This is a genomic window from Photobacterium sp. CCB-ST2H9, from assembly GCF_023151555.2.
Lineage (GTDB): Bacteria > Pseudomonadota > Gammaproteobacteria > Enterobacterales > Vibrionaceae > Photobacterium.
The window spans coordinates 24040-41891 of record NZ_CP100426.1 but is presented as its reverse complement, the minus strand read 5'-3'; the positions used below and the strand labels follow the sequence as shown (position 1 = coordinate 41891).

At 48.7% G+C, this 17852-nt stretch carries 19 protein-coding genes and 2 tRNA genes; 7 read left to right on the top strand and 14 right to left on the bottom strand.

The window, feature by feature from the left end:
• Positions 1-52: 52 nt before the first annotated feature.
• Positions 53-129: transfer RNA gene (locus L4174_RS16735), tRNA-Asp, on the bottom strand.
• A 38-nt stretch (positions 130-167) separates the two neighbouring features.
• Positions 168-258: transfer RNA gene (locus L4174_RS16730), tRNA-Ser, on the bottom strand.
• A 322-nt stretch (positions 259-580) separates the two neighbouring features.
• Between L4174_RS16730 and L4174_RS16725 the strand changes: the two genes are divergently transcribed.
• Positions 581-1303: a YebC/PmpR family DNA-binding transcriptional regulator gene (locus L4174_RS16725; RefSeq protein ID WP_248142774.1), complete on the top strand. Its 723-nt coding sequence runs from the start codon at positions 581-583 to the stop codon at positions 1301-1303.
• A gap of 102 nt (positions 1304-1405) precedes the next feature.
• On the opposite strand, the gene L4174_RS16720 is transcribed toward L4174_RS16725, so the two are convergent.
• From L4174_RS16720 to L4174_RS16710, 3 genes are all read right to left on the bottom strand, one after another.
• A complete protein-coding gene (locus L4174_RS16720; RefSeq protein WP_248142775.1) occupies positions 1406-2167 on the bottom strand; it encodes a siderophore ferric iron reductase in 762 nt (253 codons plus the stop codon).
• 277 nt (positions 2168-2444) lie between these two features.
• Complete coding sequence (locus L4174_RS16715; protein WP_248142776.1) at positions 2445-3119, bottom strand: hypothetical protein; 675 nt, start codon at positions 3117-3119, stop codon at positions 2445-2447.
• A 56-nt stretch (positions 3120-3175) separates the two neighbouring features.
• Positions 3176-4090 (bottom strand): DUF808 domain-containing protein, encoded by a 915-nt coding sequence (locus tag L4174_RS16710; protein ID WP_248142777.1) that lies wholly within the window; start codon positions 4088-4090, stop codon positions 3176-3178.
• Positions 4091-4411: 321 nt separating this feature from the next.
• Here L4174_RS16710 and L4174_RS16705 point away from each other — a divergent pair, with 321 nt between their 5' ends.
• Genes L4174_RS16705 through L4174_RS16685 form a run of 5 tightly spaced genes read left to right on the top strand, consistent with a single transcriptional unit; the run spans position 4412 to position 9055 of the window.
• Entirely contained in the window at positions 4412-5530 is a 1119-nt protein-coding gene (locus L4174_RS16705) for a cytochrome c oxidase subunit II (protein WP_248142778.1), read from the top strand.
• Between the two features lie 19 nt (positions 5531-5549).
• Positions 5550-7310: a cytochrome c oxidase subunit I gene (gene ctaD / locus L4174_RS16700; RefSeq protein ID WP_248142779.1), complete on the top strand. Its 1761-nt coding sequence runs from the start codon at positions 5550-5552 to the stop codon at positions 7308-7310.
• Complete coding sequence (locus L4174_RS16695; protein ID WP_248142780.1) at positions 7307-7924, top strand: cytochrome c oxidase subunit 3; 618 nt, start codon at positions 7307-7309, stop codon at positions 7922-7924. The genes ctaD and L4174_RS16695 overlap by 4 nt, the downstream gene beginning before the upstream one ends.
• A 36-nt stretch (positions 7925-7960) precedes the next feature.
• Entirely contained in the window at positions 7961-8683 is a 723-nt protein-coding gene (locus L4174_RS16690; RefSeq protein WP_248142781.1) for a heme-copper oxidase subunit III family protein, read from the top strand.
• Positions 8684-8707: 24 nt separating this feature from the next.
• Positions 8708-9055, top strand: coding sequence for a cytochrome C oxidase subunit IV family protein (locus tag L4174_RS16685; RefSeq protein ID WP_248142782.1), 348 nt, complete (start codon positions 8708-8710; stop codon positions 9053-9055).
• A 73-nt stretch (positions 9056-9128) separates the two neighbouring features.
• Here L4174_RS16685 and L4174_RS16680 read toward each other — a convergent pair whose 3' ends face one another.
• The gene (locus L4174_RS16680) at positions 9129-9686 is read right to left on the bottom strand and encodes an NAD/FAD-utilizing enzyme (protein ID WP_248142783.1); all 558 of its coding nucleotides are present in this window, start codon (positions 9684-9686) and stop codon (positions 9129-9131) included.
• Between the two features lie 219 nt (positions 9687-9905).
• Here L4174_RS16680 and L4174_RS16675 point away from each other — a divergent pair, with 219 nt between their 5' ends.
• Positions 9906-10097, top strand: a complete 192-nt coding sequence (locus tag L4174_RS16675; protein ID WP_248142784.1) for a hypothetical protein — start codon at positions 9906-9908, stop codon at positions 10095-10097.
• A 68-nt stretch (positions 10098-10165) separates the two neighbouring features.
• Here L4174_RS16675 and L4174_RS16670 read toward each other — a convergent pair whose 3' ends face one another.
• The 8 genes from L4174_RS16670 to L4174_RS16635 form a co-directional block, all read right to left on the bottom strand.
• Positions 10166-11050 carry a DUF2167 domain-containing protein gene (locus tag L4174_RS16670; RefSeq protein ID WP_248142785.1) on the bottom strand — a complete coding sequence of 295 codons (885 nt, stop codon included), beginning with the start codon at positions 11048-11050 and terminating at the stop codon, positions 10166-10168.
• A 430-nt stretch (positions 11051-11480) separates the two neighbouring features.
• Positions 11481-12125 carry a CatB-related O-acetyltransferase gene (locus L4174_RS16665; RefSeq protein WP_248142786.1) on the bottom strand — a complete coding sequence of 215 codons (645 nt, stop codon included), beginning with the start codon at positions 12123-12125 and terminating at the stop codon, positions 11481-11483.
• 201 nt (positions 12126-12326) lie between these two features.
• Positions 12327-12830, bottom strand: coding sequence for a hypothetical protein (locus tag L4174_RS16660; RefSeq protein WP_248142787.1), 504 nt, complete (start codon positions 12828-12830; stop codon positions 12327-12329).
• A gap of 79 nt (positions 12831-12909) precedes the next feature.
• Entirely contained in the window at positions 12910-14169 is a 1260-nt protein-coding gene (locus L4174_RS16655; RefSeq protein WP_248142788.1) for a hypothetical protein, read from the bottom strand.
• A 536-nt stretch (positions 14170-14705) separates the two neighbouring features.
• Positions 14706-15095, bottom strand: coding sequence for a DUF6232 family protein (locus tag L4174_RS16650; RefSeq protein WP_248142789.1), 390 nt, complete (start codon positions 15093-15095; stop codon positions 14706-14708).
• Between the two features lie 255 nt (positions 15096-15350).
• On the bottom strand, positions 15351-15815 hold the full coding sequence (locus tag L4174_RS16645) for a GNAT family N-acetyltransferase (protein WP_248142790.1): 465 nt from the start codon (positions 15813-15815) through the stop codon (positions 15351-15353).
• A gap of 88 nt (positions 15816-15903) precedes the next feature.
• Entirely contained in the window at positions 15904-16734 is an 831-nt protein-coding gene (locus tag L4174_RS16640) for a class I SAM-dependent methyltransferase (RefSeq protein WP_248142791.1), read from the bottom strand.
• Positions 16735-17011: 277 nt separating this feature from the next.
• On the bottom strand, positions 17012-17731 hold the full coding sequence (locus tag L4174_RS16635; RefSeq protein WP_248142792.1) for a DUF2799 domain-containing protein: 720 nt from the start codon (positions 17729-17731) through the stop codon (positions 17012-17014).
• Positions 17732-17852: the final 121 nt, after the last annotated feature.

The window sequence follows — 17852 nt, the reverse complement described above, 5'->3', positions numbered from 1 at the left end:
ATCAAACGCCAGATACAAAAAACCCGACGCTTTCGCATCGGGTTTCGTGTGTTGGCGGAGCGGACGGGACTCGAACCCGCGACCCCCGGCGTGACAGGCCGGTATTCTAACCAACTGAACTACCGCTCCAATTTTTTACCATGCTGGCGATGCCAACCTGATGAAAGTGGCGGAGAGATAGGGATTTGAACCCTAGATACGCTATTAACGTATGCCGGTTTTCAAGACCGGTGCTTTCAACCACTCAGCCATCTCTCCGTAAGTGCGGTGAATAATACCAGCTCTTTTTTTACTGTAAAGCACCAAGATGTTCAAATGTCTATTTTTTGAACCAAAAAGAATGTTTTTTATGGTTTTGTGCTATTTTTAATCACTAACGGCCTGATTTTTGTAGTCAGCATTCCTAAAACACCGCAAAAACAAGGTAACATAGCTTCCGTTCACAGCTCAGTACCAGACTGATATCCCCTTAGCCAGCATTACTGGAACAAGGTTGCAACTTGGTACTAGCCTAAGGACTGGGGCTGCTGATAAAATCAGTCCACCTATCGAAAGTATCAATTACAGAGAGTGATTCCCCATGGGACGCAGTTTCGAAGTTCGTAAAGCCTCAATGGCTAAAACTCAAGGCGCAAAAATTAAGGTCTACTCCAAATACGGTAAAGAGATCTACATGAGCGCCAAAAACGGCGGTACAGATCCGGACAGCAACCTGTCTCTGCGCCGTCTGATGGAAAAAGCAAAGAAAGATCAGGTGCCGAGTCACGTGATCGAAAAAGCTATTGATAAAGCAAGCGGTGGCGGCGGTGAAGACTTCTCAACCGCACGTTACGAAGGTTTCGGCCCGGGTGGCTGCTCTGTAATTGTTGACTGCCTGACAGACAACAACAACCGCACCTATATGGACGTTCGCCAGTGCTTTGTGAAAAACAACGCGAAAATCGGTGCACCGGGTGCAGTAGCACACATGTTCGATCATCAGGCTGTTTTCCAGTTCCAGGGTGACGATGAAGAAGCCGTCATGGAAGCGCTGATCATGGCCGACGTTGATGTTTCAGACATTGAAGCAGAAGACGGCGTGATCACAGTGTTTGCACCGCACACCGAGTTCTTCAAAGTGAAAAACGCGCTGTCTGACGCAATGCCTGACGTGACCATGGAAGTTGAAGAAATCACTTTCGTACCTCAAGCCATGCATCCGGTTACGGGTGACGATGTCGCAGCATTCGATAAGTTCCTCGACATGCTGAACGACTGTGACGACGTCCAGAACGTTTATCACAACGCAGAAATTGAAGGTTAATGCAGTCGCGTTGACCTGAAAAAAGCCGGGGTTGCTGAACGACCCCGGCTTTTTTCTATGTCATTTCCAGCAAAATTAATGCTGTTCTGAATGTCTTAACGCTTAGATTCTGTTCTTCGGACAATTGGCACAGTACTTCCCATCATCCCGACGGTAATGCATACAGCAGCTGACTCTCATTTGCTGCCACTGGCCTTCTTCTGAACAATATAAAGTATTGATATGTTTCCCTGGTAGACCCAGACTTTCCAGCCACCAAGCCGCATGTTGCAGTACAACGTCTGCAGACAAGCGTTCGGGCAAGGTATTGTGGTAACGCAGCAGGACTGCAATCACGGTATCAGCCAGTAACTGACGGGTAAAACCGGGACGAATCCGCGTATGCAGTTCCATCTGCTCACGCAGTTCTTCATAAAGATCCACCAGCTCCCGCCCGGCGCACTGAATCAGCTTTTGCGTGTTTCCCTCACACCACTTACTGTTCTGACTGAAGCTGTAACCAGCCACCCAGCCTTCATTGTTATACTGCTGCACAATCTGGCTCAGCGGCGGCACCGCCTGCACACTATAGACACAGACAAAAGCCAGATACAGTGGCTGCCAGGTCAGCATCGACCAGCTTCGGGTTGTCCAGTAAGGTTGCCCGGCTTCCGGATAATTTTGCTGCCAGTACTGATAGAGGCTGGCTAACAACTGATCATTTTGCCCGTCCCGGGTGATAGAGAACAGGGTGTCGGGTGACTCAACGCCTTTCATGATAGGAATCAGACGCTCCCCGTCATGGAACAACCGGATCAGATGCTGCGGCTGAACCGCCCGGGCAATGATGCCAGGAAAACTCTGATGTTCCGTTCTCTGATCCATTTTCAACGCTGTCGACATGTCCACCAAACTCTCATGAATTCTCATTTCACCCGGCTTCGGGCAAAACTCATCTCGTGTGAATCACACTAGAATAAATAATAACTATTATCATTCAAGTAAAAATTATCATTTTAGTTAAATTCATGGTCAGCCTTTCGGTGTGATCACAGCTCAAGCCCCCATCAGAAATAAGAGACTGCCAGCGATAGCTCCAACCGATCGACCGTAAGGATGAAAACGGCAAAAAAAACCAGCCGCTCGGGCTGGTTGTGATCATTTATGCTTCCGGTGCAATGTCTTGCGGGGAATAGTCCTTCTCCAAAACCTCTGGTGAGACGATGACACCTGAATCAGTGACCCTGTCACCTAATGATAATGTTATCACCTGAGTGTGACTGCCCGAATCGGCCCCGGCTCCCGGAAAAACACTGGAATTGAGTTGTACCGATTGACCATTCTGGCTCCCGAGAGCAGCCAGTAGGGCCTCATCAACAGTGAGGACACGAAGTGTTTGGACTGACTGATAACTGTGGAATGTCAGGGTATCCGCCATTAAGCCGTATACCTCGAACCATGCCTCTCTGGACATCAGATATTCACGGTAGACGGCACCAACAATCGGCCTCATATCCCGAACGATCACACTGTTTTCCTGAATTTCAGCTTCAGAGGCGGCAGCAGGTTTCCCTTCCCCATCTAATGTGAAGGTCGTCACTGCCTTGCCAATTTCACTTCGGACAGGCAAACGGGCGTAAGCCATCGCGTTACGCTTCCACACCCTGCCAGACTGCTCGAAAGCATCTGCCAGAATCGGGCCAACTGTCTGGGACTGAGCAACGATCGGTGTTTCGGTCTCACTTTCAGCTGCGGCACCGAATGGAAACGCCAGAGCCACCAGCAAAGGCAGGTGGCTCAGAACAGAAATAGGCCTGCTGCGAGATTTCATTGTCATGCTAATTCTTAATTATTCGCTTTCAGTTTGTCTCCAGCATACCTGAACTCAGAGGTTTATGCTGCTCGATTCCCGCTCAACCGTTGCCAAAGCGAAACCGCGCCCAGAACCAGCAAACCCGCGACGACACCCACAAACAAGTTCGTCAGCATCGGAACCAGCCAGCTCACGCCAGGAAAGTTATGCAGGCGTTCCATCAGCATTTCCAGCCAATGGTGAGAATCAGGCGCGCTGTGAACCACAATACCGCCACCGACCAGGAACATGGCCACAGTACCGACAACGGCCAGAACTTTCATCAGTTTAGGGGCCGCTGTGATGAGCATTTTTCCGAACGCATTGACCAGACCCGTTTTATAGCGTTTCACCAGATAAAAACCGCCATCATCGAGTTTCACAATACCGGCCACCAGCCCGTAAACACCAATGGTCATCAGTACTGCAATAAAACTGACCACAGTCAGCTGCGTCAGAAAAGAAGCGCCCTGAACGGTACCCAATGCAATCACGATGATTTCAGCAGACAGAATAAAGTCGGTCCGGATCGCACCCTTTATTTTGCTGGCCTCGTATTCCTCCAGGTTCAGACCTTCAGGTAATTCATCATGATCTCTCAGCTCTTCTTCAGCGCCGCCGTGCATGATTTGATGAACAACTTTCTCTGCACCTTCAAAACACAGATACAAACCGCCAATTAAGAGTAATGGCATAATGAGCCAAGGTGCGATCGCACTAATCAGCAATGCCGCCGGCACCAGAATCAACTTATTTTTAAACGAGCCTTTCGCGACCCCCCAAACCACAGGGATCTCCCGCTCCGCACGCACACCGGCAACCTGCTGGGCATTTAAAGCCAAATCATCACCCAGCACACCTGCGGTTTTTCTTGCCGCAACTTTACTCATCACCGCAACATCATCCAGTACGGTTGCAATATCATCCAACAACGTTAGTAAACTTGCGCCTGCCACATCCCCTCCTCATTTTTGGGAAATTAACTGATTGAGAAACAGGTTATTCGTCCTGAGTCATCACATTCATCATAAAACATTTTTCGGTTCAGCCCGGGGTTCTCATTTCCGAACTGAAATGAAAGATTCCCCACCCATGACTCGCAGAGCGAGATGAAGTCCACTAAGATTTTAATCAATATAATGATCTGTCACGGCAATCTTCATGAATGTCACACCGTGAACAGCACTTGAACTGCGCGAAATAAATAACTTCCAGGGTTCGGTTTACCGATTTGTGTTCTTCTCAAGGATGCGACCAGTTTCGGTTGAAGGTGTTGCATGGCTATCGCCATTACCTTGATTTTTATTGTTATTGCTTCCGTTCTGTTTCATTTTCTCAGTCCCTGGTGGCTGACGCCGGCGGCGTCAAACTGGGGCGAAATCGACAATGCCCTGAATTTAACACTCATCATCACCGGGGCTTTTTTCGTCATTCTGAATCTGATCCTTGCCTGGCTGATCTTCCGTTTTCGCCATAAACCGGGCAGAACGTCCCGTTTTCAGCCGGACAGTAAAAAGCTGGAGGCCTGGCTGATCGGCATCACTTCCGTCGGGATCATAGCTTTGCTGGCACCGGGGCTTCTGGTCTACGGGCAATTCGTAAATGTACCGGATGATGCACGCATTGTTGAGGTCGTCGGTGAGCAATGGCGCTGGCGGTTTCGCTTTCCCGGCGACGACCAGCAGCTGGGAAAAAGTGATGCGCGTTTTGTGTCCGCGACCAATCCGCTGGGCCTCGATCCGGATGATCCGGCGGGTGCCGACGATCGCATCATCCTGACCCCCGAGCTGCATCTGCCACTCTATGCGCCGCATAAGATGCTGCTGCGTTCAAAAGACGTCCTGCACGATTTCAATGTGCCTCAGTTCCGAGCAAAGATGGATCTGGTTCCGGGGACAGTGTCCCATTTCTGGCTCAGACCGACTGAGCGGGGTCAGTTCGATATTCTCTGCGCTGAGCTTTGCGGTGTCGGCCATTTCAATATGCGTGGCCGTGTCATTGTTGAAGATGAAGCAGAATTCGGCCGCTGGCTGGCAGCGCAGCCTACCTTTGCCCAGACACAGCAGCCCGCTGAGTCTGCAACCGCAACCGGCACACTTTCCGCAGAAGACCTCATTGCAATGGGCAAAAAGCTTTCTGAAGTGAACGGCTGCATCGCCTGCCACAGTCACGATGGCAAACCCGGTATCGGGCCAACCTGGCTGAAACTGTACGGAAAAACCGAAACCATGTCAGACGATACCCGTCAACAGGTGGATGAAACATATCTGCGACGTGCCATTCTTGAGGCCAGTGCTGAGCTGGTCAAAGGTTACCCGGCGGTAATGCCCGTCTACACTTTCAATGATCAGGAAATTGAGGCCCTGATCGCTTATATCCGGTCACTGGCGCAGTAGTGCACGCGGCGGAGGGGATATGACTGAACAAACAACAACACACGGTTACGGACACCCGCAATCATTCTGGACCAAATATGTCTGGAGCCAGGATCATAAAGTCATTGCCATTCAGTATTCACTGACGGCCATTTTCATGGGCCTGATTGCTCTGGTCATGTCCTGGCTGATGCGGCTGCAGCTCGGGTTTCCCGGGACGTTTGATTTCATCGACGCCAATGCCTATTACCAGGCTTTGACCATGCACGGCATGATCATGGTGGTCTACCTGCTGACCGCTTTGTTTCTCGGAGGATTCGGGAATTATCTGATCCCGCTGATGGTGGGTGCCCGGGACATGGTGTTCCCGTTCCTGAATATGCTCAGCTACTGGTTTTATCTGCTCGCCTCGCTGATTCTGATCGCCAGCTTTTTTGTCACCGGCGGGCCAAGCGGGGCTGGCTGGACGCTCTACCCACCGCAAGCCATCCTGCCGGGAACACCCGGCACAGACTGGGGGATCGTCCTGATGCTGGTCTCGCTGGCCGTATTCATCATTGCGGCCACCATGGGCGGCCTGAATTATGTCACCACCGTCCTGCAAGCCCGGACCCGGGGCATGACCCTGCTGCGGATGCCGTTAACTGTCTGGGGGATATTTACAGCGTCAGCCATGGCATTACTGGCCTTCCCGGCTCTGTTCGTCAGCGCTGTCATGATGCTGTTCGATAAGTTGCTGGGCACCAGTTTTTTCATGCCTGCGGTCATTTCAATGGGACAGCTCAGCGACCACGGCGGCGGCAGCCCGATTCTGTTCCAGCATCTATTCTGGTTTTTCGGCCACCCGGAAGTTTACATCGTGGCCCTGCCCGCATTCGGAATTGTCTCGGATCTCATCAGTATTCATGCCCGCAAAAATATCTTTGGCTACAAAATGATGGTGTGGGCCATCCTGGCCATTGGCGCCCTGAGTTTCATTGTCTGGGCACACCATATGTATGTAAGTGGCATGAACCCTTATTTTGGTTTCTTCTTTGCCATCACCACCTTAGTCATTGCCGTTCCCACCGCCATCAAGGTCTACAACTGGCTCTTTACGCTCTGGCGGGGTGATATTCATCTGACGCTGCCGATGCTGTTTGCCCTCGCCTTCATCAGTACCTTTGTGATCGGCGGATTAACGGGCCTGTTTCTGGGCAATGTGATCGTCGATATACCGTTGTCGGACACTTACTTTGTGGTGGCACATTTCCACATGGTGATGGGGGTTTCACCAATTCTGGCAATCTTTGGCGGCCTGTATCACTGGTATCCTAAAGTCACCGGCCGCATGCTGAACAGTACCATGGGCCATATCCATTTCTGGATCACCTTTCTGGGTACTTACGCAATTTATTTCCCCATGCACTATCTGGGTATCATGGGCATGCCGAGACGCTACTATGCCTACGGGGATTACAGCTTTATTCCGGAATCCGCACAGTATCTGAATACATTCATCACCGTGGCTGCGCTGATTGTCGGTGCCGCCCAGTTACTCTTTATTTTCAATATGTACTGGAGCTATCGCCATGAGCAGGCTGTCGGCAGTAACCCATGGCGGGCAACGTCGCTGGAATGGCAGACGCCGGACACACCGCCGAAGCACGGTAACTGGGGCGAAGCGTTACCCGTAGTATACCGCTGGGCTTATGACTTTAACGTGCCCGGTGCCAAAGAAGACTTTCTGCCGCAGAATCAGCCGCCAGATAAGGAAGAAATGCCGGATGTACAGCCGCAGCCCGGGGAGTCTGAAACATGAGCCGCAACAAACCTGTTTTTTCAACCCTGGCTTCCGGGCATCTGAGTCCGGAGCCGGATGCACGTTACCAGCCAGCAAGCAAGTTAACCGTTGCCTCCACCGGTTTGTGGATTCTGATGGGTGTGATCAGTGCACTCTTCGCCCTCTTTACCCTGGCCTATTACATCCGGCATGAAGTCAGTGACTGGCAACCGCTCAATGAACCCTGGCAGTTGCTCCTGAGTACCACTTTGCTCGTGCTGAGCTGTATCACCCTGCATTTTGCCACCCGTAAAGCCCGGTTATTGCCTTCACTTGCTGCCTGTAAGACAGAGCTCCTGCTGGCGGTCGGCTTCACTGTCGGATTTATTCTGGCGCAGCTCTGGGCCTGGCAGGCATTGATCAGTATTCATCAGGGCGTTCAGACGAACCCGGCCAACAGCTTTTTCTTTCTGCTGACAGGATTACATGCCATCCATGTGGCTGGCGGTGTCATTGCGCTGGCCATTGTGGTGTATCAGGTATGGCAGGGACAGCGGGATAACCTGCATATCTGGTTACATTTCTGCGCCCGGTACTGGCACTTTCTGTTGTTCATCTGGTTGTTTCTGCTGGGACTGTTACGTTTCACCTGAAGCGTATTGCCCCCGCAACCGAATGAGGATTGAGTCATGAGTCAAACCCGACAACCTCAGGCCCCCACACTCGCGGCCTCAAGCGGCTGGACCGGTGTGGTGAAAGACTATGCCGGCGACAAAGCGGCATTTCAGGTCTCTGCCAATAAAACCATGATGTGGATTTTCCTGCTCAGCGATACCTTTATCTTCGGCTGTTTTCTGGTGGGCTACATGTCAGTGCGTATGACCACCACCGAAAACTGGCCCCTGCCGAGTGAAGTGTTCGCCCTGACGATTGGCGGCCATTCAATTCCGTTAATTCTGATCGCCATCATGACCTTTGTGCTGATCACCAGCAGCGGCACCATGGCTATGGCCGTGAACTGCGGCTATCAGCGCAAGCGCTTTTCCGCCGCACTCCTGATGCTGGTCACCGCCTTGCTGGGAGTCACTTTTGTCAGCATGCAGGCATTTGAATGGAGCAAACTGATCGCAGAAGGGATCCGGCCCTGGGGAAATGCGGAGGGCGCTTCCCAGTTCGGCGCGGCTTTCTTCATGATCACCGGATTTCATGGTCTGCATGTCAGTGTCGGGGTGATATACCTGACCACTGTCGCCATCCGGGTTGCGCTGGGTAAATATGAGAAGAAAAAGGTCGATCCCCAGGCTGCCGGTGTTCAGGGAGGACGCTATGAAATCATCGAAATTGCCGGACTGTACTGGCATTTCGTCGATTTGGTCTGGGTCTTTATCTTTGCATTTTTCTATCTGTGGTAGGCCAAACTGAGAATCCGGGAGGTTATGATGTCAGACGCAGAACTCACCCAAACACCGGCCAAACAACAGCACCCCATCAGCCTTTATCTCAAAGTCTGGGCCTTGTTGTTTCTCCTCAGTACCCTGTCTTACCTGGTCGATTATTTTCACCTGCAGGGTTTACTGCGCTGGAGCCTGATCGTCCTCTTCATGTTGCTCAAAGCCGGACTGATCGCTTCCGTCTTTATGCATATGCGCTGGGAACGCCTGGCACTGGTATACACCATTTTCATCCCCCCATTAGTGCTGCTGGTCCTGGTGGGACTGATGGTGAGTGAGGCCAGTTATATTTATGCATTAAGAGAATGGTTTTTCAGCCTGCCGGGCGGCTGATGGCCCGGCAGACTGCATTGCCAGCAAGTTTCTGAAGCAAGAAGTCTGAGGCAATGTTTTAAAGTTAATCTTCCTAAGGCAATGTTTTCATCATCCGTTGCCATTTCTCCTGCATCACAACGAGCCAGTGCGGCGGGGATTTACCTGTGCCCGCAGGTTTCAGCTTATCGTGTGCCAGTGTAATGCTGGCCAGCTGCAGTTCCTGCTCGGGTTCCACATCAACCATGAGTACATGCTGGCCGGATTTCAGAACATTTTTGAAGCGACGGAACTGATAATGCAGTTCCTGGAAGCCAAACAGGCCCCCTTCCCAGGTAATGAATCCCAGCATCGCGACTGCCAGTAAAATAAATGGCGCCCAACCGACCGCATCCGTCACACCAGACGCATAAGCCGCAATTAAAATACCTGCAGCTGCGATCACACCAATCACTGCACCAATTTCGGTGGAGTGAACCACGTCATTCCGCATCACTGATTGCACCGGATGCAAATGTTTATGGCTGGAGACTTCAGCATCTTTGTTACTGAGCACATGAATCTGCGGCGCTGTAAAGCCACTTAACTCAAGCTCATGTTCAACCAGCTCAAGTTCATCCAGGTCATCACTGATATAAAAAACCCGTTTCATAATTTGCCTCCTGAAGGCAGTGAATGAAGAAGGTTACTATCAGTTTACAAGGACTTTTCGGAATTTTGCTTCAAGAAGAAAACTAAAGTTTGAAAGAAGTGTCATATTATCCTGCCAAAAGCACTCAGTCCGCACTTTACCAATAATTGACAATCGGCTAACACATTTGCGGAATGAATCCATTAGAGTGCCCGTTTTTCCAGTACGATGGCGACAATAATGAAAAAGCTGACTCTGCTTGGCCTGCTGGCTGCGAGCCTGTCTCTGACTGGCTGCCAACTGACGCGTGTGGAAGGCAATGTGGATGGCGTGAATATCAAAGCCTCTACCAATGGCGATTATCATGACGATCACAGCCACAGCACCGGTGGATTCTGCCCACCCGGACAGGCAAAAAAAGGCCGCTGTTAAACCAGCGGCCTCATCATGAGATAAGCGATACTCGTGTCCGTCAGTCGCTGACGCCAACAGCGAACGGCTTAAGATGTCTTGCGTTGAAATACTTTTCTGATCAGCGCACCGCCCGCAGCCAGGATCACGATCCAGAACTTCTTAAACAGAAGCAAAGCGGCAGCAATCAGGCCGGTTTTCGCCGCAACTTTACCCGCAATCAAAGCACCCAGACCGTAAGCGGCAACTTTATCGATGCTGGCATCAAAATCACCATACTTCGCGCCGTTATCAAATTCTGCCAGTGCCAGAACATCATCCAGTTTTGACTCAATCACTGGTTTCTGATCCATCGCCGCAATGAAGTTCATCACCAGAACGCCCTGACGACCCAGCACCCGAATGTTGTAGTTCAGGGTATTCACGTCCTCATTGCCAAACTTGATTTCCTTTGCCCAATGCAATTTATGCGCACTGGCATCGTAAAAAGGCGAAGCTGCCCAGCCAACCAGCTCAATGGCTTCATATCCCTGCTTCACACGCTCTTTGCTTGCTGCTGCAGTGTCTGACTTCATCTGATCCAGCATGTCGTCATAATCAATCTTGTGAGCATCTTCGTCCGACACATAGCCGTCTTCTTCATAGCTGATTGTGACAGCCCAGGCATTCGGGTCGAAAGGTGTCATGTCCTCAGGAAAAATCATGCCCAGCGTATTTTGCCCTGGCGGGTTCCCCCAGACATCCACCAGCACGGTTTCACTGTCGCCCGGAGAAAGGTAATAAAAACCCTCTGGGATATGCAGTGTCGCCTTTGCGGCGGATAACGGAATGTCACCCTTTTGTGGTTTCAGCGAATCCCAGGTTTCCTGAGCCCACTGAACATATTCTTCTTCAGTAAGTTCAGCGGTGTCCTTTGCAAAAGAAGTCATCGAAAAAAGTAGGAACAAAGGGACAACAAAGTGTTTGATATTCATTTTTACTCCATCATGAATCTCACCTTCATTGAAATAACAGGCTGCAACTGAATAGCTCAGGCCAGATGGCTGAATACTCATGTCAGACACTGAATCAATCAAAGCGGATTTCTGCGAAATTAATAGCCGCTGAACTTTACGGCCTTCTTCACACAGAAACAAGTTGTTACATTTATTTTTTGGGTGTTTTAGGTGTGCTATTTTCTTTTCTGTGAAGAAAAAACTTCTTCTTGTATTCCTGCTGCCGAACAGATACCGCTGAGTTTCAAATCAGAATATTCTAAAAAACGAAACAGCGATTTAACGTCAGAAATACAATTCAAGCGCAGGCAACAGCACTGTCTTCAGCAAAGTTCAGATTCAGCAAAGTTCAGAAATATTTCAGAAGGCTGGGAACACCATCGTATCCCCAGCAAGTTACAGATGATTGTCAGCCATGATGAACAGATAAATCGTATGCTGCAGCAGCCTGTTTTAATTGTGTCAGATCAGATGAACATAAATATCTTTTCAGCGATTCAAATTTCTTCGGCGGCCAGTCATAGATCCGGAACGCCATCAGTTCATCAATGACGGACGGTTCAAAACGATATTTTACGATTTTTGCCGGAGCCCCAGAAACGATACTGTAAGGTTCGACATCTTGAGTCACGACACTGTTGGCCGCGACAATCGCCCCTTCTCCAATCGTCACACCCGGCATGATCATCGACCGCATCCCCAGCCAGACACCATCGTGAATCACAGTATCTCCTTTGCCGACATAAGCTTCTTCGATAAAGTCCATGAACGGATACAAGCAGAACCAGTCGGCTCTGTGGGTATGATTCCCGCCCATCAGGATGATGACTTCAGATGCAATGCAGACATAATCGCCGATATACAGTTTATCAATCGGCCATTTCGGCTCCCACTGACGACTGATTTCATCTCCGTGGAGGTAACGGACAACAGATTCTTCAAAGCCGTGATCCCAACAGTCGCTGTAATAACTGTGGGTGCCTTTGATGGTGATATTCGGATTCGTGACAACTTCATGCAATAACTGCACTTTCGACCAATGTTTTTCTCTCATGAACGACCTCATAAGCTCAAATAGTGACAACCACAGGGGAAACCTCCACTGCGGCGGTATGTTTATTTCAGAGACTCATGCGTCAGTGAATACGAGGTTGTTTTAACAGTGGGATCAGTTTCATCAGTATGCTTCGAATAAATCACGCAGCAGGATTCTAATGCCCAACTGTCGTACAATCAAACCCACCACGTTCAAAAATCAGCGCGCCGTTGGTGCCTGAGAGACCTGATTTGGCAAGGCCAACCGAAAGTCGAAACAAATCAATTCGCCAGCCGATCGGTATTTCAGAACAGGAGCCTGTATATCTGACTGGCGTTGCGGATACACCAGCAAAGCCACATGAGGTTCCTGACGCAATGTACGAGACATGAAGCGCTTGCCCGTCTCCGTTCTCTGCCACGGATTCGGACCATTCAGTACCTTGCCAACAGCATGGTAAATCACACGAATGCTCGGTTCATTTTCATCCGCTCCAAAGGCATATACATCGGTCGGATGTGTCAAATCAACTCCAGCCCGGTTTAGCTGCGCCTGTAAATTTTCGGGCCGTACCTGTCGCCAGCAAGCTTTCCATCTCGCGCACCATGCACACAAACACCCATCTGCCGGCACTCCCGGCTGATTTTGAAGATTCAGAGTCGCTTGTAAATGAATTGCAAGTTTCCATTCCGCAACAGGAATGGTCGGGCGTAATTTTTTCATCACAGATGAACCAGACTATGTTGGATTAAAATACAGGCGATTCGGGAAAGCCAATCGCCTGTTAAGGAAGAAATCAAACTCAGCGATGATATTGCTGAATCACCTCTTGCACTTCATCACTGTCCCATCGCAGCCCCTGTGCATATAAGGCTTCCACTTGCGCATTTGCTGCCTGAAGCTCTGGAGACATTGGACGCCATTCAGCTTCAGGGATCGGCTGTGACCAGGCAATAAAATCTTCCCGCGCCATCGCTTTTTCCTGCAATGTATCGATAAGATACTCCAGATACCAGTGAGCAAAGTAACGCAAGGTGATCACATTCAAAATCCACCAGAAAGGAAAAATAAACGGTGTCTCTCGCATGCGCTTTCGAATCAGCTGGCGATAGCCCTCGCGGCTATATTCCCCCCGATGAACCGAGATGTGACCCGCTGCGGTATGCTCAATCCCCGACGCACCTTTTTCCATATATTCTCTGAACAATTCATACAAGCTGAGTGCTTCTTCTTTGGAGTATATCGGAATGCTGAAAAGCACTCGTTCTTGCTCCGGATGATCGGGAATTGGCGCACTAAAGGTCAGGTTTTGCAGGCTTATCATGCCCCATGGATTGACGCCATCGCCCCGCTGGTACTCGACATAGACCTCCTCCCAGGGCACAGCGAATAATTCTACGGATATTTTCAAACCTCTTTTCGCTTTGAAATATTGAAGCCAGGGTTTGATAGCAATATAAGCAGGGATAATCCCAATTAACAAAGAAGAAGCACCAGTGTAAAAAACTGAACTAAATAACTCTCTTTTTATATCTACTAATATCAACGTCAATCCGAATGTTATCAAAAACAAACTTGACAATGGATATAAATCGAAAAATCCGCTGCCATTTAAGTCCGGTCGTTCAGGAACAGTTTTATTTTTTTTAATCAAAGAAAATAAAACTTCTTTTCTCTGCGCATGAAATCGAAACGGAAGGTTTTCATTAATCTTTCCTACTTGATTTCTAACGATCTCTATTGCTGGGAGAAAAGTACCGATAGTTATTAATAGGTATAGTGGAGCAGTAATATCCAACATATCTGTTGAAACAGCGCTCCAAAGCCACACGATTACTCCCAAATAACAAATTGTCATCAGAAAAAACAATTGGATCATGTATACATCAGTATTCACTAAACGAACATCTAAAGTGCCTTCCTTGTTATTAGCGACAAACTGATTGATCGAGATCGGTTTTCGCCCGGTCGTCACAGGAAGGGGTGACAAGCCAACTCGGAGTATGTCATCTTGATGTTCTGTCTCACCATGGGCGAGTGTTTTTGATGGCACATTTTCCATTGAATTAAAACCCCAAGGTACTTTGTTATAAAAAAATCACACCAACAACCAATTTTTATTTTTTGCTGACCTCATGTGACCAACTCTGGCTCATTCAATACAACAGAGTCATTGACACTTAGTGATTCATAAGAATCAAATAATAAACGCTGAAACTTAGCGAGTATATGGCTTAATTTCAGTTAATTTTGAAGCGATGTGATTTTCAGCTCAAACTTAACTATTTTAGTATAAATAATTTCAATTTGGCCGTGCTATTCCACTTTTATACATTCTTCCAACCAAAATTAACTGCATAGTTTGGAAACTATTTAATGAAACAACATGAAGTTAAAAAATTTATCATGAACCATCATTCATTACCTTTTAAGACCTATCATTTTTTAAGTCACTAACCATAACCTATAAATATTTCTCATGAAAACAGCCAGGTTTTCATTTAAACAGAATAACCGCGTTCAAACTAAAAAATACCTTGAACACGGATTTATCAATCACACACACCCATCTATATTTCAACCTTCACCGGGGCATATTCATGATCTTGATTGAAACTGCGCTTCAAAATCTTGGAACCCAGCCAAGCCAGACTTTGTCATTGAGCTTGCGAGCGTAATCGGCTGCTCACCGGTTTCATCAACTGCAGTCAGTAGCGCCTTTAATTCAAAACGTCTCAGGGTTACCAGATAATAGAGAGCACCAATGCCGATCAGACTCAACGGCAAGACAAGCCCCCAGCCCTCAGGAAACATCAGCCAGTACTGAATTGCCCAGCCAACGGCAGAATACTGAAACATGATGGCCAACATACGGGTGAACTGACATTTCCAGGTCAGCTTTCGGACCCAAACCGATTGAATTCGATTCAACGTAAAAGCACGCTGACCAATAAGAAGATGTTCCCGGGTCAATTTAATTTCTGTCATTTGTTTTTATACATCCTGTCATGAAATTTCCCTGAATGACGCCGTGATACCTAGTACCGTGACACTTTCGTTGTTCACAGGCAAAAAACACAAATCTGATATCTCAATCCTATTCCAGAGACAGCATCAAGAGAGAAAGCAAACTTACCCGGTAGGTTTTTCCCCGATAAGTGACCCACACAGGTTTTATCTTTAACATCGTCCCCTGAAACAGAAAAGCGACTGGGATATTCACGACAATGATTCTGCAAAAGGTCAGCTCTGTTTATCCAATGACTTTTTGAAATACTGCTTATATTTCGTGTTCTCCTGATAACCAAGAGCCTCATAAAGGCGCTGTGCCGCGACATTCTCGCAAGCAGTTTCCAGTGCGATCCCCTTTGAGTGCGTCGCCAGTGCATAGGCGTCTACTGCAGCCAGTAAGGCGGAACCAGCACCTAAGCCTCTTGCTTTCTCCACAACATAGAGATCATTCAGCGTCCAATATGTCTGCAAAGAAACTGAGCTGAAACTTTGATATAAAGTGGCAAAGCCAATCATTTCTCCCGCATCTTCAGCGATAAAGAACGTTGCATCTTGATGCCGGATTCGTGCTTCGATCCAGTCTTTCGAAGCCGCTTCAGGTTGGTCGTTATCTAAACTGACAGAAAGCTGTCGGTAGGCATGAAACAGAACCGATAACTGTGCTGTTTCAGACAGCGTTGCAATTTTGACTTCCATGTATCTCTCTGACTGCAATGAATACGGGTATCGTGATGAAAAATATCATCAATCCACATTGGCTCGCCTTGTTGTTTCGCCCGGATATTTATTTTCTGGCAACAACCTGCGCCAGCACTATCCGGCCCTCTTTCAGGTTACGCCCCTGATTTTGAGCCATTTGCTGAAACTCAGGTCCCATCAGTAAATGAAATCCCAGCGGCGGCAGTCCCTCTTGCTGTATTTTGGTGACCAAGGCAGTAAACCATTCACAGGCGGCTTCGGTTGTGTCTGACCAGCCTGAGATTTCAAATCCCGCTTGCTCCAGCAGATCACGTAACTCAGATGGCTGTACGAGGAAACTGGTCTCCGGTGTGCGCGCCCAGGGCACAGGAAACAGAACGGGGCCGGACGTACCGGCAAGAATGTCGTAGATCGCCACTGTCCCGCCCGGCTTGAGTACCCGGTACATCTCGCCGTACAAACGGGGCTTATCGGAAATATTCATCGCCACGTGTTCTGTCCAGACCACGTCAAAGGTGTCATCTTGAAAGGGCAGCTGAGTCGCATCCCCCTGGCGATAATCAATCCGTTCAGTGAACCCGACCTTCGCAGAAAGCATCCTCGCTGCACGGCAGTACTCTTCGGTTAAATCAATCCCCGTGACCCGGCAGCCAAACTCTTTCGCAAGACAACGAGAAGTCCCACCAATGCCGCTACCGACATCAAGAACGTGGCAATTCGTACTCAGACCAACTGCCTGTGCAAGTTCAAGCGTTGCCGCACGCCCCCGTATGTGGAACTCATCAACCGGGGCTAAATCATCCAGTGACAGCCGGCTGATATCTTTTCCCGCTTTTTCCAGCGCCGACAAAATCACATCCCCAATGTCCGGATGAGCATAATGCGTCTGAATCGCTTCGTTGATATCTTTCGACATAGCTGACTCCTGAAATTCGAAAGTAAGCAGTTACTCAAATATGGCGTCATCAGGCCAGGGAACGGTTGTCACAGGGATGCGACTGCAACGAAAATTGCCTTCGCATTGCGCTGAATACGGCTTCATTCATCAAGGACCGGGAAACTGTTTCGAGCCCGGATCAGCAAACCGTCTGCATCACACCCGGCGAGTTTCACCTTCAAAACAAAACGGAACAGAAACCATGTGTGGTCCCTGTTCCGTCAGCAAAACTCAGTGTTCAGACACAATTAACCGATCAGAACATATCAGCAATGTTCTTGATATTCTGAATCGTGTTTTCTGTTGTCGACAAGGTGTCATAGAATTTACGTTTATCGTTTAGTTTCACCAGCCGTTGATTCAGCATTGATTTTTGTGCATCGGAAATATTATCAACTGTCAGCTGTTGATGAATCTGACCAATCTCTCGGTCAATTTTATGAATCGCCAGTTCATATTCAAAGCGGTTGACTTCAAACTCTGCACGTTCCTGAGACGATTTCGCAGACTTCAGGGATGCTTTGAACATTTTTTTATCGTCTTTCGAAAGCTGTGTGTCACCCAGTTTTTCTTTGTAGCTGTTCACTGTACTTTCAATCGAACTCAGTCTCGATCTTGCTTCGGCCAGATTGTGGTATGGGGTATACCCAGACAGAAACTCCTTCGCTGAATCAGCCGGGCAAACATTCTCGTAGCTCTGATTTGCCTGACCGACAAGCGTGCCATTTTCATAAGTGCAGTAGGTCTTCAGCCCTTCTTTTCGGCCATCCAGATACGTTTTTAAGTCAACCGTGACGCCATATTCTGCGCATTCTTCACTGTAAGTCGCAGCATAGCTTTTCTTACCGCTCTGACCATCCACCAGACCAATCTGATACCAGTCTCCCAACCGGCACTCTTCTTCACTGATCGCAGAGCACCCAGAAAGGGTTAATAGTAATGCCACACCGGCAGGCATAACGTAACGTTTATTCATGGACTTTTCTTTCCTGATTTTCTTTTGGCTTCTCAATGTGCCGAACCTTTCAATGCGAACCCTTTGTCCTTCGATACAGCACGCATCGGTAATCTTTCAACACACCACTCCTGTTCTTCCT